This window comes from Halomonas sp. ANAO-440 (assembly GCF_019915905.1).
GTDB classification, from domain to species: Bacteria; Pseudomonadota; Gammaproteobacteria; order Pseudomonadales; family Halomonadaceae; genus Halomonas; species Halomonas chromatireducens.
In genome coordinates this window covers 44,736-69,942 of record NZ_JAHXBV010000028.1, presented here as the reverse complement: position 1 = coordinate 69,942, position 25,207 = coordinate 44,736, and the positions used below count along the sequence as shown (strand labels likewise).

General features: G+C 63.9%; 20 protein-coding genes. 11 read left to right on the top strand and 9 right to left on the bottom strand.

The features are described from left to right. Positions 1–276: 276 nt before the first annotated feature. Genes KZO25_RS16775 through KZO25_RS16760 form a run of 4 tightly spaced genes read right to left on the bottom strand, consistent with a single transcriptional unit; the run spans position 277 to position 5,994 of the window. Positions 277–3,150, bottom strand: coding sequence for an FAD-binding and (Fe-S)-binding domain-containing protein (locus tag KZO25_RS16775; RefSeq protein ID WP_223137856.1), 2,874 nt, complete (start codon positions 3,148–3,150; stop codon positions 277–279). Next, positions 3,147–3,815 carry a lactate utilization protein C gene (locus KZO25_RS16770; protein ID WP_223137855.1) on the bottom strand — a complete coding sequence of 223 codons (669 nt, stop codon included), beginning with the start codon at positions 3,813–3,815 and terminating at the stop codon, positions 3,147–3,149. The genes KZO25_RS16775 and KZO25_RS16770 overlap by 4 nt, the downstream gene beginning before the upstream one ends. Beyond that, positions 3,812–5,242 carry a LutB/LldF family L-lactate oxidation iron-sulfur protein gene (locus KZO25_RS16765; RefSeq protein WP_223137854.1) on the bottom strand — a complete coding sequence of 477 codons (1,431 nt, stop codon included), beginning with the start codon at positions 5,240–5,242 and terminating at the stop codon, positions 3,812–3,814. The genes KZO25_RS16770 and KZO25_RS16765 overlap by 4 nt, the downstream gene beginning before the upstream one ends. Continuing rightward, positions 5,239–5,994: a (Fe-S)-binding protein gene (locus KZO25_RS16760; protein ID WP_223137853.1), complete on the bottom strand. Its 756-nt coding sequence runs from the start codon at positions 5,992–5,994 to the stop codon at positions 5,239–5,241. Before KZO25_RS16760 ends, KZO25_RS16765 begins: the two co-directional genes overlap by 4 nt. Positions 5,995–6,368: 374 nt before the next feature. Between KZO25_RS16760 and KZO25_RS16755 the strand changes: the two genes are divergently transcribed. From KZO25_RS16755 to KZO25_RS16745, 3 genes are read left to right on the top strand one after another with little or no spacing between them, the layout of a single operon-like run. Beyond that, complete coding sequence (locus KZO25_RS16755; protein WP_066443507.1) at positions 6,369–7,142, top strand: GntR family transcriptional regulator; 774 nt, start codon at positions 6,369–6,371, stop codon at positions 7,140–7,142. Between the two features lie 12 nt (positions 7,143–7,154). After that, positions 7,155–9,080, top strand: a complete 1,926-nt coding sequence (locus KZO25_RS16750; RefSeq protein WP_066443504.1) for an ATP-binding protein — start codon at positions 7,155–7,157, stop codon at positions 9,078–9,080. Then, on the top strand, positions 9,073–10,455 hold the full coding sequence (locus KZO25_RS16745; RefSeq protein WP_223137852.1) for a sigma-54-dependent transcriptional regulator: 1,383 nt from the start codon (positions 9,073–9,075) through the stop codon (positions 10,453–10,455). Before KZO25_RS16750 ends, KZO25_RS16745 begins: the two co-directional genes overlap by 8 nt. On the opposite strand, the gene KZO25_RS16740 is transcribed toward KZO25_RS16745, so the two are convergent. From KZO25_RS16740 to KZO25_RS16730, 3 genes are all read right to left on the bottom strand, one after another. Continuing rightward, complete coding sequence (locus KZO25_RS16740) at positions 10,431–11,102, bottom strand: metal-dependent hydrolase (protein ID WP_223137851.1); 672 nt, start codon at positions 11,100–11,102, stop codon at positions 10,431–10,433. The genes KZO25_RS16745 and KZO25_RS16740 overlap by 25 nt on opposite strands. A 95-nt stretch (positions 11,103–11,197) precedes the next feature. Beyond that, complete coding sequence (locus KZO25_RS16735) at positions 11,198–11,746, bottom strand: gamma carbonic anhydrase family protein (protein WP_223137850.1); 549 nt, start codon at positions 11,744–11,746, stop codon at positions 11,198–11,200. A 31-nt stretch (positions 11,747–11,777) separates the two neighbouring features. Next, positions 11,778–13,118, bottom strand: coding sequence for a sodium-dependent transporter (locus KZO25_RS16730; protein ID WP_223137849.1), 1,341 nt, complete (start codon positions 13,116–13,118; stop codon positions 11,778–11,780). Positions 13,119–13,288: 170 nt separating this feature from the next. Between KZO25_RS16730 and prlC the strand changes: the two genes are divergently transcribed. From prlC to KZO25_RS16700, 6 genes are all read left to right on the top strand, one after another. Further along, positions 13,289–15,340 carry an oligopeptidase A gene (prlC, locus tag KZO25_RS16725; RefSeq protein WP_223137848.1) on the top strand — a complete coding sequence of 684 codons (2,052 nt, stop codon included), beginning with the start codon at positions 13,289–13,291 and terminating at the stop codon, positions 15,338–15,340. 78 nt (positions 15,341–15,418) lie between these two features. Next, a complete protein-coding gene (locus tag KZO25_RS16720) occupies positions 15,419–15,664 on the top strand; it encodes a YheV family putative zinc ribbon protein (RefSeq protein WP_223137847.1) in 246 nt (81 codons plus the stop codon). Between the two features lie 47 nt (positions 15,665–15,711). Beyond that, positions 15,712–17,400, top strand: coding sequence for a Na/Pi cotransporter family protein (locus KZO25_RS16715; protein WP_223137846.1), 1,689 nt, complete (start codon positions 15,712–15,714; stop codon positions 17,398–17,400). A gap of 239 nt (positions 17,401–17,639) precedes the next feature. Beyond that, positions 17,640–18,623, top strand: coding sequence for a TAXI family TRAP transporter solute-binding subunit (locus KZO25_RS16710; protein ID WP_223137845.1), 984 nt, complete (start codon positions 17,640–17,642; stop codon positions 18,621–18,623). A gap of 91 nt (positions 18,624–18,714) precedes the next feature. Then, positions 18,715–20,874, top strand: coding sequence for a TRAP transporter permease (locus KZO25_RS16705; protein ID WP_066443486.1), 2,160 nt, complete (start codon positions 18,715–18,717; stop codon positions 20,872–20,874). Between the two features lie 111 nt (positions 20,875–20,985). Continuing rightward, a complete protein-coding gene (locus KZO25_RS16700; RefSeq protein WP_223137844.1) occupies positions 20,986–22,065 on the top strand; it encodes a TAXI family TRAP transporter solute-binding subunit in 1,080 nt (359 codons plus the stop codon). A gap of 66 nt (positions 22,066–22,131) precedes the next feature. Here the strand turns inward: KZO25_RS16700 and sodC are convergent, their stop codons facing one another. Further along, complete coding sequence (sodC, locus tag KZO25_RS16695; protein ID WP_223137843.1) at positions 22,132–22,668, bottom strand: superoxide dismutase family protein; 537 nt, start codon at positions 22,666–22,668, stop codon at positions 22,132–22,134. A 75-nt stretch (positions 22,669–22,743) separates the two neighbouring features. Then, a complete protein-coding gene (gene metF / locus KZO25_RS16690; protein WP_066443473.1) occupies positions 22,744–23,583 on the bottom strand; it encodes a methylenetetrahydrofolate reductase [NAD(P)H] in 840 nt (279 codons plus the stop codon). Between the two features lie 206 nt (positions 23,584–23,789). Here metF and KZO25_RS16685 point away from each other — a divergent pair, with 206 nt between their 5' ends. Continuing rightward, the gene (locus tag KZO25_RS16685; RefSeq protein ID WP_262489096.1) at positions 23,790–24,755 is read left to right on the top strand and encodes an AEC family transporter; all 966 of its coding nucleotides are present in this window, start codon (positions 23,790–23,792) and stop codon (positions 24,753–24,755) included. An 88-nt stretch (positions 24,756–24,843) separates the two neighbouring features. After that, positions 24,844–25,203, top strand: a complete 360-nt coding sequence (locus KZO25_RS16680) for a DUF6152 family protein (RefSeq protein ID WP_223137842.1) — start codon at positions 24,844–24,846, stop codon at positions 25,201–25,203. The last annotated feature ends 4 nt before the right edge of the window (positions 25,204–25,207 follow it).

Below are 25,207 nucleotides of genomic sequence, written 5' to 3'. Positions count from 1 at the left end.
GCTCTTGCCGGCTGCCTTCAGCGTGGCGTGCATTCTACCGTCTCCGGCGTTTCTGTCAATCGCGAATCTCACCAGCCGATCCGGAAAAACCAAACAGAAACAAGCACTTTCTCCACTTTCACCGCCGGTAACGTTTGCCCGTTGCCGGCAGCGGATGCGTACTTTACGGGCTGGGGGCCGCGGCCGCAAGGACTTTTGTCGGAAAATTTCACCGCCCGCCCGAAGCGCCCGCCCACAGGCGGTTTCGGGCGAGTGGCTGTGGACAAGTGGACGCTCTCAGCTCGCCGCTTGCTGCCGGCTTGCCCGGTCAAGCAGCGACAGGATCGAACGATAGGGAATCCCTCCATGCAGCGCCAGCCCGATCTCACAGGTCTTGGAATTCGAGTAGCCCGCATCGCAATCTGCCACCTGGGCGGCCAGCCCCTTCAGCGCCGAGGCATTGAGCTCCGGCGTGGAAAGTCCCTTGTCACCGGCGAAGCCGCAGCAGGTGATCTCCGCCGGCACCACCACCTCACGGGCACAGGCCCTGGCCAGCGCCACCATGCGCTCGCCAAGCCCCATATGAGTACTGGAGCAGGTGACATGTACCGCGACGCGCTCATCCAGGGGTGTGAGCTCAAGCCGTGGCAAGAGGTGGTCATGGGCGAAGGCAACCGGCTCCTGCACTGACAGACGCTCATCCAGGCGCGATTGCATATGCAGCACACAGGGGCTGGTGTCGCTGATGATCGGATAGCGACCGTTCTGGCTGGCCACCAGCAACTCGCGATTGAGTTCACGGGCCTTGTGGGTCGCCTCGTCGAATTGCCCCTTGGAGTGAAACGCCATGCCGCAGCAGAGATGGCCCGTCATCTCGGGCAGTATCACCTCGAAACCCGCCCGCTCCAGCAGCGACAGGGTTATCTCCATGATCGAGCGGCTCTCGGCATCGCCATGGGTGGCGCCGAACACTCGAGTCGCACAGGAGGGCAGGTAGACCACCTTGTCCTTTGACCCATCAGCGGGTGAACGCTGCTTGAGTACACGTATCGGTGCCGCCTTGGGCAGGGTGGGCACCCACTGGGGCACTCGGTTGCCACTGACCTTCGTTATCGTACCGCTGACGCGGGAGAGTCCCTTCTCGCCCAGCACCGCACGGCCAACGCCTGCCATGTTCAGCGCGCCCCGGGCAACACGCGTCACCCCGGAGAAGTGGCGCCCCACCCGCCGCGACAGATCGGCATGCTTCGCCAGTCGCTCATGACGCATCTCGCGGATCAGCTCACCGGTATTGATACCCACCGGACACTGGGTGGCGCAGAGGCCGTCGACGGCACAGGTCTCGTCGCCGGCGTAGCGATAGTCGCGGCGCAAGGTGGCCAGCCGTTCGGCATCCTCCCCGTCGATGGCATCGCCCAGCGCCTCGAGCCTTGCCATCTCACGGGCAATGACGATGCGCTGGCGCGGCGTGAGGGTCAGGTCCTTCGACGGGCAGACGTGCTCGCAGAAACCGCACTCGATGCACTTGTCGATGATGTCGTGGGCCGCCGGCAACGGCTTGAGGTTCTCCAGGTGCAATGTCGGGTTGCGGCTGAGGATGACCTCGGGATTGAGCAGATTCTCTGGGTCGAACAGCGCCTTGATCTGCCACATCAGGGCGTAGGCTTCGGGCCCCCACTCCAGCTCGACATAGGGCGCCATGTTGCGTCCGGTGCCGTGCTCGGCCTTGAGCGAGCCGCCGTACTCGACGCCGACCAGCTGTGCCACTTCGTCCATCAGAGCCTGGTAGCGCTCTACCTCGCCGGGCTTCTCGAAGCCCTGGGGGAACACGAAGTGCAGGTTTCCTTCCAGGGCGTGGCCGAAGAGGATGGCCTCCGGATAGCCATGCCGATGGAAGGCATCGGTCAGCGCCTGAACGCCTTCGTCGAGGCGCTCGATGGGAAAGGCCACGTCCTCGATGATCACCGTCGTGCCGATGTCACGCACCGCGCCCACCGCGGGAAAGAGCCCCTTACGAATCTTCCAGTAGAGCTCGTAGATACCCTTGTCGCGGGTGAAGGTAACGGGCTCCAGGGTGTGAATGCCTTCAAAGATGTCACGCACCGCCTGAAGCCGCGCTTCGAGCTCGCCCTCGTCATTGCCGCGCACGTCGATCAGCAGCGCGGCCGCCCCTTCCGGCAGCGTCTTCAACACCTCGGGCATCCCCGGCTTGCGCTCCACAGAGCGCAGCGCCGCTCGGTCCATCAGCTCCACCGCGGAAACCGGCGCCGGCTTGAGGGCGATCGTCGCCCGGCAGGTGGTGGCCATGTCCGGCAGGAAGACCAGTGCCGCAGCCTTCAACGGCTCATCCACCACGGTGTCGTAGGTGATGGTGCTGATGAAGCCCAGCGTCCCTTCAGAGCCGATCATCAGATGCTTGAGGATCTCGATACCGTCGGTGAAGTCGACCAGGCTATTGAGCGCATAGCCGGTCGTATTCTTGAGCCGGTACTTGTGACGAATCTTCTCGGCCAGGGGCGCATTGGCCCGGGTCTCGGCGGAGAGCCGCTCGAGCCCTTCGACGAGCTCGGCATGGCTACGCCGAAATGCCTCACGGCTGGCCGGGTCGGCGGTGTCCAGCCGGGTGCCGTCGGCCAGGATCACGCGGATATCGCGCACCGTGCGATAGCTGTTCTGTGCGGTACCGCAGCACATGCCCGAGGCATTGTTGGCCGCGATACCGCCGATCATGCAGCTGCCGATGGAAGCCGGGTCGGGACCTATCTTGCGGCCGTAGGGGGCCAGCAGCTGGTTGGCCCGGGCGCCGATCACCCCGGGCTGCAGACGGATCGCCTGCCCACCCTCGAGGATCTCATGACCGCGCCAGCCCTGGCCCATCTGGATCAGCACGGAGTCGGTAACCGCCTGGCCGGAAAGCGAGGTGCCGGCGGCACGGAAGGTCACCGGCAGCCGGCGGGAGCGACATGCCGCCAGCACTGCCATCAGCTCGTCCTCGTTCTCGGGGCGCACGATCAGCTTGGGGATCAGACGGTAGAAGCTGGCGTCTGTGCCGTAGGCCAAGGTCCGCAGCGGATCATCGATCAGCCGCTCGGCGGGCATGATCTCGAGCAGCTCGCTCTTCAGATCATGCCAGGCCTCGGGCGTGGCCGGGTCAGGCGTTGCAGGCGTCATGGGCGCTCCTCGGCATGGCGTACAAGCACGATCAATTCACGGGGGCCGTGGACCCCGTAGGCCAGGGTCTGCTCGATGTCGGCGGTCTTGCTCGGGCCAGAGACAAGCAGGGCATTGGTGGGCATGCCACCGGCCCAGCCATGGGCCTCGATGACGTCGAAGAAAGTGTCCTCGATAGTGTCGGCATCCAGTACGGCGATGTGTATTGGCGGCACCAGGCTGATCAGGCGGGGTTCATCTGGAGTCGGCCACAGCCAGAGGCTGCCGGTCTCGGCGATGCCGCCACGAGTGGAGGTCAGGCCGGCGTCCGTGGTCTCGAACTGCTCCAACTGCCACTCCTCCACGTCACGATCGGCGTCGATCAGGGTCACCTCCCCTTCGGCCAGGGCGGCTCGCGCCTCGGCGGCAACCGGATGCTCACGTCCCAGGGCGAGACGGCGAATGCCCTTGGCTTGCAGCAGTGCCACCAGATCGGTTGTCCAGCTGTCACGGGTGGTATGAATGACCTCGCCATGCACGGAGCTGATCCAGCGCTCGAAGCGCTCGAGACGCTCTTCGGCACTCCAGCCACGTCCGGTCACTACGCCAAAATCGCTGTCAGGTGCCGTGAGCGGGCCATCGGTGCGCTCACGCAGGCGCTTGAGAATGTTATCGCGGGCGCTCATGACTCACCCTCCCCTTCCCGGCGGTGCAACTTGACCAGCGCATGCAACGAGCGCTTTGCCAGCTTTGGCGCGGTGCGGTATTGCGTCCAGGGTCCCAGCTTCGATGGTGTCAAGGCGCGCAGCTTCCCAGCCATCGTCAAGCTTCCCCGCCAGGCCGAGGGATGGGTCGCCAACCACTGCCAGGTTTTCCAGGCAGCCACCTCTTTCTTCGTGCGCTTTACCCCGGCGCCGTGAACGTTGCCACGCCCTTCGCCCACCGCCTCGCGGCGCAGGCGCACCAGCAGGTCGGGAATCGGGATCTTGACCGGGCAGACCTCGCCGCAGGCACCGCACAGGCTCGAGGCCGTCGGCAGGTCCTTGGTCTCCTCGAGTCCCAGCATGTGGGGCATCAGGATGCTGCCGATGGGGCCGGGGTAGGTGGTGCCGTAGCTATGACCACCAACGCGGGTATAGACCGGGCAGTGGTTCATGCAGGCACCACAGCGGATGCAGCGCAGGGTATCGAGCAGCTCATCGTCCTGATAGATGCGGGAGCGTCCGCTGTCGACCAGCACCAGGTGGACTTCCCGGGGGCCATCATGCTCCCCCGCCTTGCGCGGACCAGAGATCATGTTGAAGTAGGTGGTGACATGCTGGCCGGTAGCCGAGCGAGTCAGCAGGGCATAGAGTGGCGGCACATCGCGCAGGTGCTCGACCACTTTCTCTATGCCCGTCACGGCAATATGAACCGGGGGCACCGTGGTGGTCATGCGGCCATTGCCCTCATTCTCCACCAGGCAGAGAGTTCCCGTCTCGGCCACGGCGAAGTTGACTCCCGAGACACCCACGTCGGCATTCATGAAGCGCTCACGCAACTGGGCCCTGGCGGCAGCGGTCATGTAGTCGACATCACGGGTGCGGTCGGTGCCCGTCTTATCGTGCATGATGTCGGAGATCTCGTCGGTATTGAGATGGATCGCCGGCATGATGATATGCGAGGGTGTCTGCTCGTTGAGCTGTACCAGATACTCGCCGAGGTCCGACTCGAGGGCCTCGATACCGGCCGCCTCCAGGTGGGCATTGAGGTGCATCTCCTCGGAGACCATCGACTTGCCCTTGATGACCGATTTCGCGCCATGCGATTCACACAGCTCACGAATGATCCGGCATGCCTCCTCGCCATCTTCCGCCCAGTGAACCCGGATACCGTTGGCCTCGCAGTTCGCTTCCAGTTGCTCCAGCAGGTCGGGCAGCCTGGCCAGTGCCCGCAGGCGAATGTTGGCGCCCAGCTCGCGCAGGGTTTCAATATCCCAGTCGCTGAAGACGTCGCGGCGTTTGGCCATCAGGCCATCCATCGCCTTGCGGAAGTTGCCACGGATCTGCGGGTTGCCCAGGGCATCATGGGCCTGGCGGTGAAAGGCCCGCGGCGTATAGGTCTCGACGCTCATGAGGTTCTCCGCCACAGGTAGCTGGCGATATGCTCGCCCTGGATCGCCTTCTTCTGGTGTTCGAAGCGGCCGTTGATGTTCATCAGGCAGCCGCAGTCGGACGAGACGAAGTGGCTGGCGCCCGTCGCTTCGATGGCCTGGACCTTGTCTTCCACCATGGCGGCAGAGACTTCGGGATGACGAACGGCAAAGGTACCGCCGAAACCACAGCATTCGGCAGCCCGCTCCTGCTCCACCAGCTTGACCTGGCCAAGCCTGGCCAGCAGCATCGGTCCTGTCTCGGCCAGCCCCATCTCTCGTCGCGCACTGCAGGAAGTATGCATCGCCACCGTTTCGGCCCGACCACGATCGTCGAGCTGGAGATGGCAGACATGAACCAGGTATTCCGTGAGTTCATACACCCGGCCCGCGACCTCACCGGCCAGTGACTCCTGATCGGTACCGGCAAACAGCTGCGAATAATGGGTCCGCATCATGCCACCGCAGGATCCCGAAGGAACGATGATCGGCCAGGGCTCCGGGAATAACTTGAGCTGTGCCGCCGCCACGGCACGAGCCTCGCTCTGGTAGCCGGAGGTGTAGGCCGGCTGTCCGCAGCAGGTCTGGTCTTCGGGAAAGAGTACCTCGATGCCTTCGCGCTCCAGCAGGCGAATGCCATCCAGACCCGCTTCGGGGTAGAACATATCGACGAGACAGGTGCCGAAGAAGTAGACCTTTTCTGACTTGGGGGGATAGAGCTTGACTGGCGTCATGAGGTGCCCTCACGGTCGGCCCGCGCCATGCTGCGGACTGCGGTAGGAATTGCTGTGTCACACAACTGTTTATTGTCTTTGGATGACGTCGAAACTTCGCACAGAGTTTGCTTTGCTTCTCTTCACTCGGTAAATTGGTAATACCAATTTACCGAGTGAGAAAAAGGCACATTAGGGCTCGGCTTACACAGTGTCAAACGACACGCCGCGTTTTGCCGTGCCGAAAAGACTATACTTTGGTCGATGTCATTAATTGAACTACAGCAAGCCTATGATAGTTAGCCAGATTTCTGTGCCTTATTCTGATTGCATCGTAGCGTCAATCGCGCCAATATTGGTCAGACCAATTATAGTCGCCCGCCAGGAAAACCTGCATGTCCTACCATACCGTTCGCCAACCCAAACTGGCCGATGTTATCACCGAACGTCTCGAAGCCATGATTCTCGAGGGTAGCCTCAAGCCGGGGCAGCGGCTCCCGCCGGAACGGGAGCTCGCCGAGCGCTTCGGTGTCTCCCGCCCGTCGCTGCGCGAGGCCATTCAGAAACTGGCCACTCGCGGACTTTTGACCAGCCGCCAGGGTGGCGGCACCTTCGTGACCCGCGAACTCAACAGCGGCTACAGCGACCCCCTCCTGGACATGCTCTCCCGCCATCAGGAATTCCATCTGGACCTGCTGGAATTTCGCGATGCCATGGAGGGCATATCGGCCTACTATGCCGCCTTGCGCTCCACGCCAGCCGACAAGGCCATGTTGATCAAGCGATTCGACGAGCTGGAAGCCTGTTTCGCTGGCCGCAACCCGGCACTTGAAGCCAAGGCCGATGCAGCCTTCCATCTGGCGATCGCGGAAGCGGGCCACAATGTGCTGCTGCTGCATACCATTCGCGGTATCTTTCACCTGCTGGAAAAGAGCATCGTCGACAACCTGGCCCACCTGTTCGAAAAACCCCAATCTCGTCCGTTGCTGATGAAACAGCACCGTGCCCTGCTGGATGCCATACTCGAAGGCCGGGCCGAAGACGCACGAGCTCGTGCCCATGAGCATCTGGTCTTCGTCGAGGAGGAGTTGCTGGAAATGGAGCGTGCCGAGACTCGGGCCCAGCGGGCCCTGCGACGTGCCCAGGCACTACCCGAAATCCCGAGCTGAGGACACTCCCGTTTGAAAGGTCCGCATCGCCCACCGAGAATTTCTCGCTCCCTGCGCCGACTGTTGCTGCTGCTGATACCGCTGGGCCTGGTCATCGTCGTGTGGCAGGCATCCCAGACCGCCCGCGAGCAGGTCCTGCAGAACATGGTCCGAGAGGCCGAGAATGAGCTGCGCCTCTCTGCCTCTGGCCTGGAAGGCCACCTGACGCGACATGACTATCTCCCTCAATTGCTGGCTTCCCGCGAAATGGTAAGGCGATTCCTGGCCAACCACTGGAACCAGAATCCCATGCCGCTGAACCTGCTGCTGGACCAGTTCCGCGCCATCGCCGATGTCTCCGACGTCTACCTGCTGGATCGCATGGGCACGACGCTGGCAGCCAGCAACTGGCATCTGGAAAACACCTTCATTGGCCACAACTACGCCTTCCGCAGCTATTACCAGGACGCCATCGAAGGCCAGCGCGGCCGCTTCTTCGGTCTTGGCACCCAGTCACTGGAGCGAGGCTACTACTTTTCGGCCCCGGTATGGCTCGATGATACGGCCCCGGATGCCCAGCCCTATGGGGTGATGGTCATCAAGGTACTCCTCGATGCTGTCGAGGAGGGCTGGGCAGAGCAGGACGCCGAACTGCTGGTCACCGATGCGGATAACATCATCTTCATGGCCAGCCGGCCCGAACTGCAGATGACTGCGCTCTACCCTCTCTCCGAACAGGAGCACCAGTCTCTGCTTGCCACCCGGCGCTATGCTGACGAGCCGCTCTCCCCGTCGGGCATCGAGGCATACGAATACCGGGAAGACGGGAGTCGCCTGGTACGGTTCGCCGATGGCCCCCTGGCCGAAGGCAACTATCTTGGCCTGACCCGGCATATGGAGGAGCTCGGCTGGAACATGCATATTCTCAAGCCGCTCGACCCGGTAAACAATGCGCAGTGGCTGGCCGCGCTGCTTGCCGGGGGCCTCTATGGCGTGGTCGTGCTGGCCGGCGGTGTCGGCTGGCAACGTCTCAGGCTGCGTCGCGAGCGTGAGCTGTTCGCCGAACGCGAACGCCGCACCCTTGCCCGCGCCAGGGACGAACTCGAGCGCAATGTGGAACACCGCACCCGTGACCTGGTGGAAACCAACCGCCTGCTCTCCGACGAGATCGAGGAGCGCCGTCGGGCCGAGGAGAGCCTGCGCCAGACCCAGGATGAGCTGATCCAGGCGGCCAAGCTCGCCGTCCTCGGCCAGCTTGCCGCCGGTATCAACCATGAGCTCAACCAGCCACTGGCTGCCATCCGCGCCTATGCAGAGAACGCCAGGGCCTTCCTCGCCCGCAGCCGACAGGATGCCGCCGATGCCAACCTGGCTCAGGTCGTCGAGCTCACCGAACGCATGGCGGAGATCAGCGCCCAGCTGCGCCAGTTTTCGCGCAAGAGCGGCGGCGCCATGACCGCCGTTTCGGTACAGGCCTGTATTGACTATGCGCTGCGCCTCTACCAGGCACGGCTGCGCAGCAGCGAGGTGGAGATCATACGTCACTGGACTGATGAAGCGATCTGGGTCCATGCCGATCTGGTCCGCCTCGAGCAGGTGCTGGTCAACCTGATCGGCAATGCCCTGCAGGCCATGGCCGACACCCCAGAACCAAAGCTGACTCTCGCTATCGATGCCGACGACCGCCACGTGCGTATCAGCGTTGCCGACAACGGGCCGGGCATACCCGAGGAGCACCTGTCACGCATCTTCGAGCCCTTCTTCACCACCAAGACACCCGGTAGCGGACTGGGGCTAGGGCTTTCGATATCGTCACGCATCATCGACGACCTGGGGGGGCGGCTCAATGCCGCCAACCTCACTGGTGCCGGCGCCCTCTTTACCATTACCCTGACCCGTGACGGCGATCCCGAGAGATCCCGCCTCGCACAGACCCAGGAGCCAACCTCCCATGCATGACCCGGCGGCCGCACCGGTACTGATCGTCGATGATGAACCCCATTTGCGCATCACAGCCGGCCAGACCCTGGAGCTGGCCGGCTACCTGCCCGAGCCTCACTCCAGCGCGGAGAGCGCTCTGGAAAAGCTCATGCCCGATTTTCCCGGCGTCATCGTCAGTGATATACGCATGCCCGGGATGGACGGCATGGCCCTGCTGAAAGAGGTACGCCTGCGCGACCCCGACCTGCCAGTCATCCTGATCACCGGCCACGGTGACATTTCCACCGCCGTGGAGGCGATGCGGGAAGGCGCCTGGGACTTCCTGGAAAAACCCTTTGCCGGCGAGCGCCTGGTGGAGATGGTGCGCCGCGGCGTCGACAAGCGCCGCCTGAGCCTGGAGAACCGCCGGCTCAAGGCCGAGCTGGAAGCGCAGCAGGCCGCTCCAGGCCCGCGCCTGGTGGGGCGCACCCTGGCCATCCAGCGCCTGGCCTCCATGATCCAGCGTATCGGCCAGGTCCAGACAGACGTTCTGCTGTTCGGCGAAACCGGTACCGGCAAGGACCTGGTGGCTCGCGCCATCCATGAGCGCAGCCCACGCGGCGGACACCCGTTCGTCGCCATCAACTGTGGGGCGGTACCGGAAAGCATCATCGAGTCGGAACTGTTCGGTCACGAGAAGGGGGCATTCACCGGCGCCGTGGAGCGCCGTATCGGCAAGTTCGAACATGCCAACGGCGGCACCGTCTTCCTCGACGAGATCGAGTCCATGCCCCTGGCGCTGCAGGTCAAGCTGCTGCGTGTGCTGCAGGAGCGCTGTGTCGAACGGCTGGGCGCCAATGAACCGGTGCCGTTGGATATCCGGGTCATTGCCGCCACCAAGGTCGACCTCAAGGTCGCCGCCGAGGAGGGCCAGTTCCGCGAGGACCTCTACTACCGCCTCAATGTGGTCACCCTGCCGATTCCGCCGCTGCGGGATCGCCGCGAGGATATCCCGCTGCTCTTCCAGCACTTCGCCGTGGTCGCGGCCAATCGCAGCGGCCTGGAGGCGCCGCCCCTTGACGCACGTGGCGTCTCGGCGCTGATGGCCCATGACTGGCCCGGCAACGTCCGCGAGCTGCGCAACCTGGCCGAGCGCTATGTGCTGCTGGGCTCGGCCTTCGACTATCGCCTCGACGCCCTGCTCGAGGGCGTCGAGACCGCCGGTGCCGACCTGGCCCTGCCGCAGCAGGTCGAGCTATTCGAGAAGAGTCTCATCAGCCAGTCGCTGGCCAGCCACCGCGGACGTATCAATGACGTCTGCGAACACCTGGGCCTGCCGCGCAAGACTCTCTATGACAAGCTGAAGAAATACGGGCTCAAGGCCGAGGACTACCGCCAGAAGGTCAAGCCCTGAGCGACCAGCTCGCCCAATACCGACCAGGGCGGCAGCCAGGGCACCATGCCGGCCACCAGCAGCAGCATGAGGAGAGAGTTGCGAGGGGCGCGGTAGTCGAACGGCTTGAGCGCCGTGCCGAAGGAGCGCTTGAGCCGCGCCCCGGTTAGATCCACGCTATAGAGCTCGTCCAGCGCCAGATGGATCAGATAGCCCAGCACCAGCGCCAGCCCCTGGGCCCAGGCAAGCCGGCCCTCCTGGGCCAGGAAGTGGTAGCTGGCCACGCTGGTCGCCAGTCCGCACAGCACGGCGGCCAGCAACGAGTGCCAGATCCCGCGGTGCACGGAGAAGCGCTTGAAGATCGGGCTCAGCACATGGCGCACCCCGATATAGAGCCCGCCGCAGACCATCAGCAGCGCACCCGGCTCCAGCCGAGCGTGCAGCAATAGCACGCCCACCATCACCGCCAGCACGGCCATGGTATTGAAGATCAGCCGCACGGCGTGGGAGTGATCGGCATCGATATCCGGCAGGATGCCGCCGAAGGCGGTCAGTACCGCCAGCGGCAGTGCCTCGGCCGGTGTCCAGAGGCCGCCCTGCCAGCCGGTGACGGCCAGCAGGACACCGCCGCCCACGGCGGCACTGAGGTGGGTGCGAAAATCGGCCATGCCGGGTCGGACTCCCTGAAGCCTTGGACAAGAAATACTGGATAAATTACCAGATTATCGCCCAGCTCGGCATGAAAAAACAACGTGTTAGAGGGTTATTCCTGTGCTGCCAGGTACTCATCCTTGAGCTTCACGTAGTTGCCCGCGGTATAGGGAAAGAAGGCACGTTCGCTCTCTTTGATCGGCCGCATCGCCCTGGCCGGATTGCCGGCATACACATGCCCGCTCTCCAGACGCTTGCCTGGCGTCACCAGCGCCCCGGCGGCAATGATGACCTCATCCTCGACCACGGCGCCATCCATGACGATGGACCCCATGCCCACCAGAATGCGGTTACCCAGAGTGCACCCGTGCAGGACCGCCTTGTGGCCGATGGTCACGTCATCGCCGATGGTGAGCGGAAAGCCATCGGGATTGAAGTCGCTGGCATGGGTGATATGCAGCACGCTGCCATCCTGCACGCTGGTACGCGCACCGATACGAATGCGGTGCATGTCGCCACGGATGACCGTCATGGGCCAGACCGAGCTGTCATCGCCCAGCACGACGTCGCCCAGCACCACGCTGGCCGGGTCCACATAGACCCGCTCTCCCAGGCTCGGGGTCACGCCCTTCCAGCTGCGAATAGGGTTTCCCGCTTGCATCTCGCCTCCTTTGGCCGGCTCGCCGGCCATGTCATAGCAGCCCGGCAGCCAGCACCAGGACCGTCAGTGGAATCGATACCCAGCGTACCACCCCCAGCCAGAGGCGAAAGCCCGGCTCTCCGACACCCAGGGCACCCCGGGCAGCCCCTTGCGGCATGACCCAGGCCGCAAAGACGGCTATCAGCAGGCCGCCCACCGGCAGGAATATCTCGGTGGGAATAGTCGTCACCAGGTCGAAGACGTTCATGCCCGCCAGCGGACGCCATTCAGCCAGCGTCGAGAACGACAGCACCGACAGCAGGCCCATCAGCCACACCGCCACGCCGATGACCGCGGCGGCCTGGCCGCGCCCGAGTCCCAGGCCCTGCAGCGTGGCGACCATCGGCTCGGCCAGGTTGATCGACGAGGTCCAGGTCGCCAGCAGCAGCAGCAGGAAGAAGGTGCTCAACCACAGCGCGCCCCAGGGCAGTTCGGCGAAGGCAATCGGCAGCGTCACGAACATCAGGCCCGGCCCCTCGGCGGGGTCCATGCCCTGGGCGAACACCACCGAGAAGATGGCAATACCCGCCAGCAGAGCCACGCCCACATCGAGAGTCGCCACCGCGGCGGCGGCACGGGGCAGGCTCTGCCGCTCGGGCATGTAGGCACCATAGGCCATCAATGCACAGGCTCCCACTGCCAGGGTGAAGAAGGCGTGACCCATGGCATGCATCACGACGAGGGGCGTTATCATTGCGAAGTCGGGCTGAAACAGCCACGCCAGGGCCGGCCGGAACCCTGCCGTGGTCGCCGCATAGCCGGCCAGCAGCAGAAGGAGCAGGTAAAGCAGCGGCATCAGAAGATTGTTGAGCCGCTCGAGCCCCTTGGCCACGCCGGCGGCCACCACACTCATGGTCATGAAGAGGAAAAGCGTGTGATTGAAGGTCATGCGCCGTGGGTCGGCAAGAAAGGCGTCGAAGCCAGCCCCGATCTCGGCGGCGCTGCGCCCCACGAAGCTGCCGTTGACCGATGCCACCAGAAACTCGATCGACCAGCCCGATACCACCGAATAGAACGAGAGAATGCAGAACACCGTAAAGGCGCCGAAGAGCCCCAGCCAACGCCAGTGGCTGCTGGCACCGGCAGCTGAGGCAAGATGCCCCAGCGACTGCATCGGCGAACGGCGGCCAGCGCGCCCGACCAGGATCTCGGCCATCATCACCGGCAGCCCCAGCAGCAGCACGAATGCCACATAGAGCACCAGAAATGCGGCCCCACCGTTCTCACCCGTGATATAGGGAAAACGCCAGATATTTCCGAGCCCTACGGCTGCACCGGTCACCGCCAGGATAAAGGCCCGCCGGGTACTCCAGCGCTCCAGGGTTGCGTTCATGCCGTCGGCCTCTGCTTCGTGAAGGCCGCAAGCCTATCAGGCCGGCTCGATGGCACCAACTCCCTCGATACCCCATGATGCATTGAAACCCAGCCTGTCCGGCCGCATCTAAAGCCAATCACGTCTTACCCTGACGACTACCAACCATCAGCCCTGTCCACGAGGTGTGCATGTCCCACAATCCGCTGCTCGACTCCCACGACCTGCCACCCTTTGCCGATATTGCCCCGGCCCATGTGGCACCCGCCATCGAAAAGCTGATTGCGGAAAACCGTGCAGCCATCGAGACGCTGGTTGCACAGGCAGAGCAAAAGAGCCCGACCTGGGAAAGCCTCGCCGCTCCCCTGGAGGCCCTCAACGATCGCCTCTCCCGGGCCTGGTCGCCGGTCTCTCATCTCAATGGCACCATGAACACACCCGAGCTTCGCGAAGCGTATCAGGCCTGCCTCGGCCAGCTTTCCGACTACAGCACCTGGCTTGGCCAGCACGAAGGCTTGTTCCGGGCCTGGCAGGGGCTGAAGGAGGGCATTGACTGGAACTCGCTGGATGAAGGGCAGCGCCGCAGCATCGACAATACCCTGCGCGACTTTCATCTCGCCGGCGTCGACCTCCCTGTGGAGAAGAAGCGTCGCTACGGTGAGATCAAGTCGCGGCTCTCCGAACTATCGAACACCTTCTCCAACCAGCTGCTGGATGCCACCCAGGCATGGCACAAGGACATCGACGACGCTGCCCAGCTGGCCGGCCTGCCGGAGAGCGCCCTGGCGACGCTCGCCGCCAACGCCGAGGCCAAGAATGCGCGCGGCTATCGCATCACCCTGGACTTTCCCAGCTTCTATCCGGTGCTGACCTTCGCCGACGATGCATCGCTGCGCCGCGAGGTCTACACGGCCTTCGTCACCCGCGCCTCCGACCAGGGACCCAACGCCGGCAAATACGACAACGCACCGATTATCGAGGAGACCCTGCGGCTGCGACGCGAGCTGGCCGAATTGCTTGGCTTTGCCACCTATGCCGACTACTCACTGACCACCAAGATGGCCGAGTCGCCAGAACAGGCGATCGATTTCCTGAACGACCTGGCCAGGCGCGCGGTGCCCCAGGCCCACAAAGAGTTCGAGGAGCTGGCTGAATTCGCCCGCAGCGAGCTGGGCATCACCGAGCTGGCTCCGTGGGACGTGGGCTATGCCAGCGAGAAGCTGCGCGAAGCGCGCCACGCCATTTCCCAGGAGCAGCTGCGTCCCTACTTCCCGGCGCCCCGGGTGGTGGACGGGCTGTTCCGGGTCGTCGAGCGTCTCTATGGCGTGACATTCCAGGAGGATGCCTCGGCCCCGCGCTACCACCCGGAAGTTCGCTACTTCCAGATCCTCGAGCACGGCCAGGCCATCGCCGGCTTCTATCTCGACCTTTACGCCCGAGAAGGCAAGCGCGGCGGCGCCTGGATGGACGAGTGCCGGGTGCGACGCTGTCGTGAAGATGGTTCCCTGCAGCTGCCGGTGGCCTACCTCACCTGCAACTTCACCCGCCCGGTGGGCGACAGGCCCGCCCTGCTGACCCATGACGAGGTCACCACCCTGTTCCACGAATTCGGGCATGGGCTGCATCATATGCTGACCCGTCAGACCGTAGCCGATATCTCCGGCATCAACGGGGTGGCATGGGACGCCGTGGAACTTCCCAGCCAGTTCATGGAGAACTTCTGCTGGGAGCACGAAGGGCTGGACCTGATCGCCGGTCATGTCGACACCGGCGAAGCGCTGCCGAGCGAGCTGCTCGAGCGCCTGCAGGACGCCAGGAACTTCCAGTCGGCCATGGGCCTGGTGCGCCAGCTCGAGTTCTCCCTGTTCGACCTGCGCCTGCATCATGAGCTGGCCGCCCCCACGGCCGCCGACGTACAGGCGCTGCTCGACGACGTGCGTGCCGCCGTCTCGGTGGTACCCCGGGCCGATTTCAACCGTTTCCAGAACGGTTTCAGCCATGTCTTCGCCGGCGGCTACGCGGCGGGCTACTACAGCTACAAGTGGGCCGAGGTGCTCTCCGCCGATGCCTGGAGCGCCTTCGAGGAAGCCGGGATCTTCGATCCCGAGACCGGCCAGCGTTTCCGCCACGAGATTCTCGAGCAGGGTGGCGCCCGGGATGCCGCCGAGCTGTTCCGGGCGTTCCGGGGCCGCGAACCCAGCGTTGAGCCGCTGCTGCGTCATAGCGGAATTCATGCCGCCTGACCCGATACCACGCCACTCGGGTATCATCGACCGCCATCGGGGCATGTCCGCCCCGTTGGCTGACATACGGGAGTTTCCATGGCCGTTCAGAAACGCTTTATCGCCGGCGCCATCTGCCCTCGCTGCGCCGAGATGGACCGCATCCGCGCCTGGGAGCAGAACGGCATTCGCTATCGCGACTGCGTCAACTGCGACTTCTTCGAGCAGGCCGCCATCGCGGACGATGCCCACGACGAGCTGGAAACCCGGGTCAACCGGGAGCGTGAGGAACAGCGCAACGACAACATTCAGACTGTCAGGATTCTCGATCCCAAAGGGCGCTGATCGTGCCTCGCAGGGACGCAGCAGCCAAGGGAGCTCTACCCGGGGAAATGCGCCGCCGCCTGGCGCTGTTCGGGCTATTCGCGGCAACGGCACTGCTGCTGGCACGACCTGATCTTGCCACCCTGGCGGCAGGGCTTGGCCTGTTCCTGTGGGGCATGTCCCATTTGGAAGAAGGGGTCAAGCGACTCTCCGGCGGCACGCTCGATCGCTGGCTGCACAGCGCCACCCGAAGCCCCGCGCGAGCCATTGGCATGGGCGCGCTAGCCACGGCTCTGGTACAGTCCAGTTCGCTGATCACGCTGCTCGCCATGTCCTTCGTCAGCGCAGGGCTGATAACCCTGGCCGGTGCGATTGCCCTGCTGTTCGGCGCAAACCTGGGCACCACCACCGGCGCCTGGCTCATCGCCAGCGCCGGTCTGCGCTTTGACCTGGCTCACTACGCCATGCCACTGCTGGCGCTCGGGCTGCTCGGTAGCCGTCTCTCACGCGGGGTTCTTTCCGGCATTGCCGGCCTGGTGCTGGGTATCGGGCTGCTTTTCCTGGGCATCGATTTCATGAAACTGGGCTTCGAAACCTGGCAGGACGGGCTCAGGCTCGACGGCCTGGGTGGGGACCAGCTGTGGCACTGGCCACTTTTCGTGTTGTTCGGCATCATCGCCACCGTGGTCATGCAGTCAAGCCATGCCACCCTGCTGCTGACCCTGACCGCCCTCGCCTCGGGGCAGCTTCCCTATCTGCCGGCCCTGGCCATTGCCATTGGTGCCAATGTGGGGACCACGGTAACAGCGGTACTTGGCGCCTTGGCCGCCGGGGCAGCCGCGCGCCGCCTGGCGGGCGCCCATGTGGTCTTCAACCTTGTCACTGCCGCCATCGCGCTGCTGCTCCTGATGCCCCTTGCCTGGCTGGTCGATGGCATTGCGACAGTCATCGGGATGACAGACACGGCCTGGCCACTCAAGCTGGCGCTTTTCCATACGCTTTTCAATCTGCTGGGTATCGCGGTGATGCTGCCGCTGATTCCCCGCCTGGCGAGTACGCTGGAGCGTCGCTTTCCGGAGCCGACTCGCCTGCCCCCCGCCCAGGCCCGCTATCTCGACAAGGCCGCACTGGAGCACGCCGATACCGCCACAGCCGCCATGGAGCAGGAGTGTCAGCGCCTCAATCGTCGCGCCTATCATCTCCTCTGCACCGCCATCCTGATGCCCAGCGCCGATGTCATCGGCCACCCACCGCAGCGTGAAGCCGTCGAGGCACGTATCGACCCCGACACCTGGCCTGCAGTCAATGCCCGCTACCAGGAGCGGATCAAGCCGCTTCTGGCCGAAATACTCGCCTTTCATTCACAAATCGATACGCCCCTTACCGACAAGCAGCAGACACATCTGGACAACCTTCGGGACCAGGCACTGCGTATGGTGGAGGCAGTACGCTTCGGCGAGGTGTTGCAGAGAAGTCTGCTGCGCCATTCGGCGAGTACCAGTCCCCTTCGAGAAGCCCATGACGAGCTCCGCCTCGCCCTTGCCCTTGGCCTGAACAGGCTGGCCGAAGCGCCCGAGGCTTCAGATATCGGCGACCCGGTACAGGCCGTTCGCTACCGCTGGCAGCATGAGCTGGCCGAGCGACTCCGCCAGCAACGGCTGGATCCATGGCTTGCCTCGACGCTGATGAACGACCTGCACCAAGCGAGCCGGCTGATTGCCGCACTGATCCACTCGCCCCCCGATCCGACAAGGTAGTGTGTGTGAATATCCGCACACTTCCCTACCCTACCCGTGCGATTTCCCAGCCAAAGCGACTGCCACCGCTTTCGACCTTAGTCGACAAGACTTTTCACAAGTTCTTGAGCGAATGGCATTTTCCTTCTCAAGGCATGCCGATTGCCTATACTGGGTGTTGTACGCCAGATTTCTCGAGCGTTCGTTCTCTTCACGAATGCGTAACGCTCTCATAACGACAACTCGATTGGAGTGACACCATGCGAAACGCAGCATCCAAGCTGATCGTAACCTCCTGCTTGAGCGCCGCTCTGGTAGCAACCGGCGTCCAGGCCGATGACCGCGAAGACTGGCCCCGCAGCCTGACCGTGGGTACCGCCAGCCAGGGCGGCACCTACTACATTTACGGGTCAGGCTGGGCCAACATGGTTGGTGACGCCATCGGCGTCTCCTTCGGCGCGGAAGTGACCGGCGGCCCGGTGCAGAATGCCACTCTGGTCCAGATGGGTGAGCACGACTTCGGCATGGTCACCATGGGCCCGGCCTACCAGGCCTGGATCGGTGAGAGCGAGCTGGCGCCGGGTGTCGAGCACACCGACATCCGTGCCGTCTTCCCGATGTACCAGACCACCCTGCAGATCATCACCCTGCAAGGCTCCAACATCACTTCCGTCTCAGATCTGGACGGCAAGACCGTGGGCGTAGGCCCGGCCGGCGGTACGTCGGACATGTACTACCCGCAGCTGTTCGACAAGCTCGGCCTCGACGTCGACACCCGTAACGGTGGCGCCTCCGACCAGGCAGGCCAGCTTCAGGATGGCCTGATCGATGCCTTTGCCTTCGCTGCCGGCGTGCCGATCTCCGCCTTCAGCCAGCTCGAAGCCCAGGCCAACGTCAACATCTTCTCCTTCTCCGAAGACGAGATGGGACAGTTCCTGGGCGACTATCCCGAGCTGTCGCCTGCGGCGATTCCGGCATCCGTCTACAACAGCCTGGAAGAAGACCTGCCGGCCGTCTCGATCTGGAACTTCGCCATCACTCATAAGGACATGCCGGAGTCGCTGGTCTATGAAGTGACCAAGACCGTGATGGAGAACCAGGAGCGCATGCAGCAGATCCACGGTGCCGCGCGTGAGACCGTGCCCGAGAACTTCGAGCACAACACCTTCCTGCCCTGGCATCCGGGTGCTGTGCGCTGGTTCGAAGAGAACGGCTACGACATCCCGGAAGACCTGCGCGGCTGAGTTCACTCAACGCACCAACGACGCCGGCCTTAGGGCCGGCGTCAACGCCTCGCCCCTAGGCAGGCCTCCGTAACCTTCTAGGCACTCCGGCATGACTCACGAAACCCAACCCAACGAAGCCGCCACCAAGATTGGCACAGATGGGGTCGCTGACATTCCCATCGCACATAATGAGCGGGTACTCTCCGGCCTCGTCGGCCAGACGGTCTTCGCCGCCTGTGTGCTGTTCACGGCCATGCACCTCTATGCGCTCAATGTCTCTCCCATCGAGACCTGGACATTTCGCATCATTCACGTGGCAGGCGGCCTCGCCGTCGGCTTCGCCATCACCGCGGCCATGACCCTGGATCGCAGCCCCGAACAGGTACGCATCAATCGCCTCGAGTGGTTTGCCCTGATTCCCGCGGCGGCTGCCATTACTTATGCCACCTTCACGATTCTCTATGCCTGGTATATGCGTGAAACCGGCACACCGCCCGCCAACTGGCTGGTCGTACACCTGAGCTGGTCGCTGGTATTCGCCACCACCATTGCCCTGGTCAGCAGCTGGGTCTGGCGGAGCTCCAGCCGCTCCATCCACTGGGCCGATGCCATTTTGATCGTCGCTTCGATCCTCGTTGCCGCCTATCTGGTTCTCGTGCTCAATCGCTGGCGCATGGCCGCTGGCACCCCGTTTGCCGGCCAGACCGAATTCATGATCGCCGCCGTGGGCGTGGCCCTGATCATGGAACTGACCCGTCGCGTGGCAGGCCTCGCTCTGATCATCATAACCGGTGTCTTCCTGATCTATGCCTTTGCCGGACCCTACCTGCCGGGCCTTCTCGAGCATCGCGGTTACTCGGCGTCACGTTTCTTCACCTATCTCTACACCGACAACGGCATCCTCGGCCCAACCACCGCCGTATCGTCGACGTACATTATTCTCTTCATCACCTTTGCCGCCTTTTTGCAGGCCTCCAAGGTGGGTGACTATTTCATCAACTTTGCCTTCGCCGCTGCCGGCCGCGCCAGGGGTGGCCCGGCCAAGGTGGCAGTCTTCGCTTCCGGCCTGATGGGCATGATCAACGGCACCTCCGCCGGTAACGTCGTAGCCACCGGTTCGCTGACAATCCCGCTGATGAAGAAGGTGGGCTACCATCCGCGCAGTGCCGGCGGTATCGAGGCGGCCGCCTCCACCGGTGGGCAGATCGTGCCGCCGATCATGGGCGCCGGCGCCTTCATCATGGCCGAGATCACCGGCATCCCCTATACCGAGATTGCCGTTGCCGCGCTGATTCCCGCCGCGCTCTACTTCCTCTCCATCTACCTGATGGTCGACCTGGAAGCACGCCGCGACGGCATGGAGGGCATGAGCAAGGACGAGATCCCGCAGTTCCGCAAACTGGTCAAGCAGGTCTATCTCTTCCTGCCCATCATCATCCTGATCGGCACCCTGTTCATGGGCTACTCGGTGATTCGCGCCGGTACCCTGGCCATGGTCAGCGCCGCCGTCGTCTCCTGGTTCACCCCGCACTGGATGGGGCCCAAGGCACTGCTCAACGCACTGTCGCTGGGCGCCCGCATGGCCATACCGCTGATCGCCGTCTGTGCCTGTGCCGGCATCATCGTCGGTGTCATCTCGCTGACCGGGGTCGGCGCCCGCTTCGCCTCCATGCTGCTTGGCATCGCCGATGCCAGCCACCTGCTGGCGCTGTTCTTCGCCATGTGTATCTCGATCCTGCTGGGCATGGGCATGCCCACCACCGCGGCCTACGCCGTCGCGGCCTCCGTGGTCGCCCCCGGCCTGCAGCAGATCGGCATTCCACCGCTGGTCGCCCACTTCTTCGTGTTCTACTACGCGGTGCTATCGGCGATAACGCCACCCGTGGCACTGGCGGGCTATGCCGCCGCGGCCATCGCCAACACGGATCCGCTGAAAACGGCCATGACCTCCTTCAAGTTCGGCCTGGCCGCCTTCATCGTGCCCTTCATGTTCTTCTACAGCCCGGCGCTGCTGATGGACGGAACCTGGATGCAGATCCTGCGCGTTGCCATCACTGCCGCAATCGGCATCTACCTGCTGGCCGCCGCCGTTCAGGGCTGGTTCCTCAACGGCGTGGCCAACCTCGTTCAGCGCGTCCTGCTGCTCGCGGCGGCGCTGTCGATGATTGCCGGCGGCTGGATGACCGACCTGGTCGGCCTGGGCATCGGGGGGCTGGTCTTCCTGTGGCAAGCCGCCGCCCTCAAGGCCAAGCCCGGCGTCTCGAACTGAGTCCTCGACTCGACTGAGCCCTCAGCTCGAACGCCAGCAAGCCCGGCCGGGGCGGCATCCGCCGCTCCGGCCGTTTTGTCAGCAAGACCGCACAAACACAGGAGGCAAGCCATGGCTAGCTTACGGTGTAAGATCCTCCCCCTCCTTGCCGCTGGCAGCCTGTTGGCCAGCACTCTGCTGGCCGACAACGCCCTCTCCGACGAGCACGGCGACTGGCCCGAGCGAGTCCACCTGGGTACCGCCTCCCTCGGCGGCACCTATCAGGTCGTTGGCGACGGCCTGGTGACCCACATCAGCGACAAGCTGGACGTACTTGCCTTGTCCCAGGCCACCGGCGGGCCCTACCACAACATGACACTGGTCCATACGGGAGAAGCGGAGCTGGGCCTGGTTACCCTGGGTCCGGCCCGGGAGCTGTGGGACGGAGAGGGCGTCGCCGCTCCCGGCGAAGAGATGCGCAACGTCCGCGCCCTCTTTCCCATGTACCAGACACCCTTCCATGTGGTGACGATGGCCGACTCGGGGATCGAGAGCATCGAGGACCTGAGCGGCAAGCGGGTCGGCGTGGGTCCCATGGGCGGCACCTGTGCCGCCTACTGGCCACAGTTTCTGGACGCACTGGGCATCGAGGACGTCCACCTGCAGTATGCCGGGGCCAATCACCTGGCGGACTACCTGCCGTCGCGGCTCAGCGATGCCTTTGCCTTCTGTGCCGGCCTGCCGATCCACGCCTTCCAGCGCCTCGAGCGCAACCATGATGTGCAAATGTTCGGGCTGACCGAGGACGAGCAGGCCACGCTGATGGAGACCTTCCCGGTCGCCTCGTTCGAGATCCCCGCCGATACCTACGCGTCCATGGATGCTCCCCATGCGTCAGTGGCCTTCTGGAACTTCGCCATCGGCCACAAGGACCTCCCCGAGAGCTTTGTCTATGCGTTGATGAAGCTGGTACTGGATGACAGCGAAACCATGGAGGCGATCCACCCTGCGATGGCTGAAGCCAGGGCGGAACACCTGGACAAGAACGACGTGCTCTGGTTCCACCCCGGAGCGGTGCGCTATTACGAGGAGCAAGGCCTCGAGGTACCGACTGCCATGCTGCCGCCGGAGATGCGCCCGGAGGAGGAATCGGCAGACATCGCCGACGCTGACGCCATCGACGAAGCAATACCAACGGACACCACCGACTGACCCCCGGCACCACAGCAGACGGCCCCGCCAAGGCGGGGCCGTCTGCTGTGGTCATGCTGCCGGCCGTCAGAACTCGACCGTGCCGCAGGCCATGCGATCACCACCACCGCCAAGGTGAGGCTCGTCCGAGTAGGTGTCGCCACCTACATGGATCATCAGGCTGCGCCCGTCCATGTGGTCCAGGCTGAGTCGCGGCGCCAGCACCGGCAGGGTGGCTTCACCCTCCTCATTGACGACCAGTACCGGCAGATCACCCAGGTGGCCGTCGCCATAGGGGCCCTGATGGGTATCGATATCGTCGGGATCATAGTGCCCGCCCGCCTCGCCGGCCGCGGTCATCTCGCCATCATCGTTCTCGCTTGGCTCGCAGCTGGCATGCTCATGCACGTGAAAGCCGAGGACACCCGGGGGCAGCCCCCTCAAGTCGGGCGTAAGCAGCAGGCCATCGTGGCTCTCTTCCAGCGTGATGGTACCGATGGCCTCCTCGATACCATCGGTGCTGACCAGATGCATCTCGACGTCATGTCGCTCATCGGCGTGGCTGGCACTGACGGCCAGCAGAAGGGAGGCGGCAGCGACTCCCGGTAGAATGGCATTGCGCATCTAGCGTCTCCTGTTCCTGATTCCATGGACATGCATGGATCAAGCTAGACGCTGCAATGACAGCCAGCCAGTACCTCAACTCAAATTATCGAGGATACGCAGACAGGGCGCCGCCTGGTTGAGCGTGTAGAAGTGCAGGCCCGGTGCCCCGCCGTCCAGCAGGCGCTGGCACAGCCGTGAAACCACTTCCTCGCCGAAGGCCGCGATGGATGCGCTGTCATCGCCATAGGCCTCGAGCTGCTTGCGAATCCAGCGCGGGATCTCTGCGCCGCAGGCGTCGGAAAAGCGTGCCAGCTTGGTGTAGTTCGTGATCGGCATGATGCCCGGGATAATGGGCGCCTCGACGCCCAGCGAACGCGCCCGATCCACGAAGTGGAAATAGGCATCGGCGGTGAAAAAATACTGGGTGACGGCGAGGTTGGCGCCCGCCTGCATCTTGCGCACGAAGTTCTCCAGATCCTTCTCGAAACTGGGCGCCTGGGGGTGTGACTCCGGATAGGCCGCCACTGCGATCTCGAAGTGATCGCCGGTCTCCTCACGGATGAACTCGACGAGCTCGTTGGCGTAGCGCAGCTCGCCGATGCCGCCCATGCCTGAGGGAAGATCCCCCCTCAGCGCCACCAGGCTGTCGATGCCCTGCTCACGATAGCGATGCAGCAGGTCACGCAGCTGGGCTTTCTCGCTGCCGATACAGGAGAGATGCGGGGCGGTGGTGATGCCCGACTCGCGCACGGTCTGCACGGTATTGAGGGTGCGAGCCTGAGTGGAACCGCCGGCGCCGTAGGTCACCGAGAAGAAGCGCGGGTTGCGTTCGGCAAGGGCATCGCGCACGCCCATCAGCTTCTCCCGCCCAAGGTCGGTATTGGGCGGAAAGAATTCGTAGCTGATACCCAGCGGGTGTGCCTGCGTGCTCATCGGTCACTCTCTCTTCGTTAGCCGGCGAGGCCAGAATGGGCCGCGCCACGATGTATTGTTCACTCTGGTGCGAGTCCAGGCTCACCATTTTGCCGACACGCCCCCGGGGTGACCAATGAAAGTTTCCGCACCTATGCATTAGCAACGGTCATGTTGAGCGCTGCGGTAGAGACTCCACGCTGACAACAGTGAAGATGGCAGGCATCATGGCTGCTTTCGGCAAGGGATTGGCAAGGACGATGATCGACCCCGGCGCCCTGATGGGCCCTCTCTGGACACTGCTGGCCTTCGTCGGCCTGGGCTGGCTGGCGGCGCGACACCTGGCCGTGGACCCACGCCCCATCGCCACGCTGCTGATCTACCTCATCGCCCCGCTGACCTTCTTTCGCGGGCTCACACTCGGCGGCCCGACACCGGGATACCTGCTTCTGACCCTGGCACTGTTCGCGCTGGCCAGTCTGATGGCTATCCTCGTCAATCAGGTGGGCAAGCGCTTCCTCCCCGCCCAGGAGAGCGCCCTGCTGGCCTTTTCGGCCGGCACCGGCAACACCGGCTACTTTGGCCTGCCGGTCGCCATGGTCCTGCTGCCCCCCGAAGGCGTGACCCTCTACCTGTTCTGTGTTCTCGGGGTCACCCTCTACGAGTTCACGGTGGGCTTCTACCTCAGCGCCCGTGGGCAGTTTACGGTCCGCCAGAGCCTGATCAAGATTACTCGGCTGCCGCTGATCTACGCCTTCCTCGCCGCGCTGCTGTTCAGCGGCCTGGGGCTGACGGTACCTGTCGCGGTGATGGACGGGCTCGCCGTGTTCCCGGCTACTTATACTCTGCTGGGCATGATGATCATCGGCATGACCCTGAGCCGCGTATCGGTAAGGGAATTCGACGGCCGCTTCATCAGCGCCTGCGTGGCGGTGCGTTTCGGCCTTTGGCCCCTGGTCGCACTGCTGGCCGTGCTCGGTTTGCAGGCGTTCTTTTCACTGCCGATCGAGCTGGCCATGGCCCTGCTGCTGGTGGGGGTAGTGCCCATGGCCGCCAACGTGGTGGTGGTCGCCATGGAACTGGGCATCCGGCCGGAAAAGGGGGCCATTGCGGTGCTGCTGACCACCCTGGCGGCACCGTTGCTGATTCCCTTCTACCTGGAGGGCCTGATACGCCTGACCGGGCTGGGGTGAAATAGGGCTGCCCACCCATCAGCCGTCTTGCAACCCATGCCGGCATGGCTAGCCTGTAAGGAAACCCCTGCACAGGAAGGAGAGGACCATGTCACGGCTATCAGGAGTCGGTTGGGGCGCCCTGTTGTGCGCCCTGCTGCTGTTCGTAAGCCCTGCCCAGGCACACCATGGCTGGATCGGTGGCGAGACCATCGAACTCAGCGGCACCATCACCTGGGTACGCCTGGGCAATCCCCACGGCGAGCTGACCCTGGACGTCGACGGGGAGGAGTGGACGGTAGAGGTGGGGCAGCCCTGGCGCAACGAGCGCGCCGGCCTGGAAGAGGGCGACCTGGCCGAAGGGGTGACCCTGCGCGTGTCCGGCGAACATGCCGCTGAACGGCTGCTCAAGGCCGAGCAGCTGTGGATCGGCGAAGAGCACTACGTCCTCTACCCCGGGCGCATCTAAGCAC

Coding starts and splice junctions, on each gene's coding strand:
- KZO25_RS16715 (WP_223137846.1), top strand. CDS start 15,712: ATGCGCCGCCGCCTGGCGCTGTTCGGGCTATTCGCGGCAACGGCACTG.
- KZO25_RS16710 (WP_223137845.1), top strand. CDS start 17,640: ATGCGAAACGCAGCATCCAAGCTGATCGTAACCTCCTGCTTGAGCGCC.
- KZO25_RS16745 (WP_223137852.1), top strand. CDS start 9,073: ATGCATGACCCGGCGGCCGCACCGGTACTGATCGTCGATGATGAACCC.
- KZO25_RS16775 (WP_223137856.1), bottom strand. CDS start 3,150: ATGACGCCTGCAACGCCTGACCCGGCCACGCCCGAGGCCTGGCATGAT.
- KZO25_RS16735 (WP_223137850.1), bottom strand. CDS start 11,746: ATGCAAGCGGGAAACCCTATTCGCAGCTGGAAGGGCGTGACCCCGAGC.
- KZO25_RS16765 (WP_223137854.1), bottom strand. CDS start 5,242: ATGAGCGTCGAGACCTATACGCCGCGGGCCTTTCACCGCCAGGCCCAT.
- KZO25_RS16680 (WP_223137842.1), top strand. CDS start 24,844: ATGTCACGGCTATCAGGAGTCGGTTGGGGCGCCCTGTTGTGCGCCCTG.
- KZO25_RS16760 (WP_223137853.1), bottom strand. CDS start 5,994: ATGACGCCAGTCAAGCTCTATCCCCCCAAGTCAGAAAAGGTCTACTTC.
- KZO25_RS16720 (WP_223137847.1), top strand. CDS start 15,419: ATGGCCGTTCAGAAACGCTTTATCGCCGGCGCCATCTGCCCTCGCTGC.
- prlC (WP_223137848.1), top strand. CDS start 13,289: ATGTCCCACAATCCGCTGCTCGACTCCCACGACCTGCCACCCTTTGCC.
- KZO25_RS16770 (WP_223137855.1), bottom strand. CDS start 3,815: ATGAGCGCCCGCGATAACATTCTCAAGCGCCTGCGTGAGCGCACCGAT.
- KZO25_RS16740 (WP_223137851.1), bottom strand. CDS start 11,102: ATGGCCGATTTTCGCACCCACCTCAGTGCCGCCGTGGGCGGCGGTGTC.
- KZO25_RS16705 (WP_066443486.1), top strand. CDS start 18,715: ATGACTCACGAAACCCAACCCAACGAAGCCGCCACCAAGATTGGCACA.
- metF (WP_066443473.1), bottom strand. CDS start 23,583: ATGAGCACGCAGGCACACCCGCTGGGTATCAGCTACGAATTCTTTCCG.
- KZO25_RS16700 (WP_223137844.1), top strand. CDS start 20,986: ATGGCTAGCTTACGGTGTAAGATCCTCCCCCTCCTTGCCGCTGGCAGC.
- KZO25_RS16755 (WP_066443507.1), top strand. CDS start 6,369: ATGTCCTACCATACCGTTCGCCAACCCAAACTGGCCGATGTTATCACC.
- KZO25_RS16730 (WP_223137849.1), bottom strand. CDS start 13,118: ATGAACGCAACCCTGGAGCGCTGGAGTACCCGGCGGGCCTTTATCCTG.
- sodC (WP_223137843.1), bottom strand. CDS start 22,668: ATGCGCAATGCCATTCTACCGGGAGTCGCTGCCGCCTCCCTTCTGCTG.
- KZO25_RS16685 (WP_262489096.1), top strand. CDS start 23,790: ATGGCTGCTTTCGGCAAGGGATTGGCAAGGACGATGATCGACCCCGGC.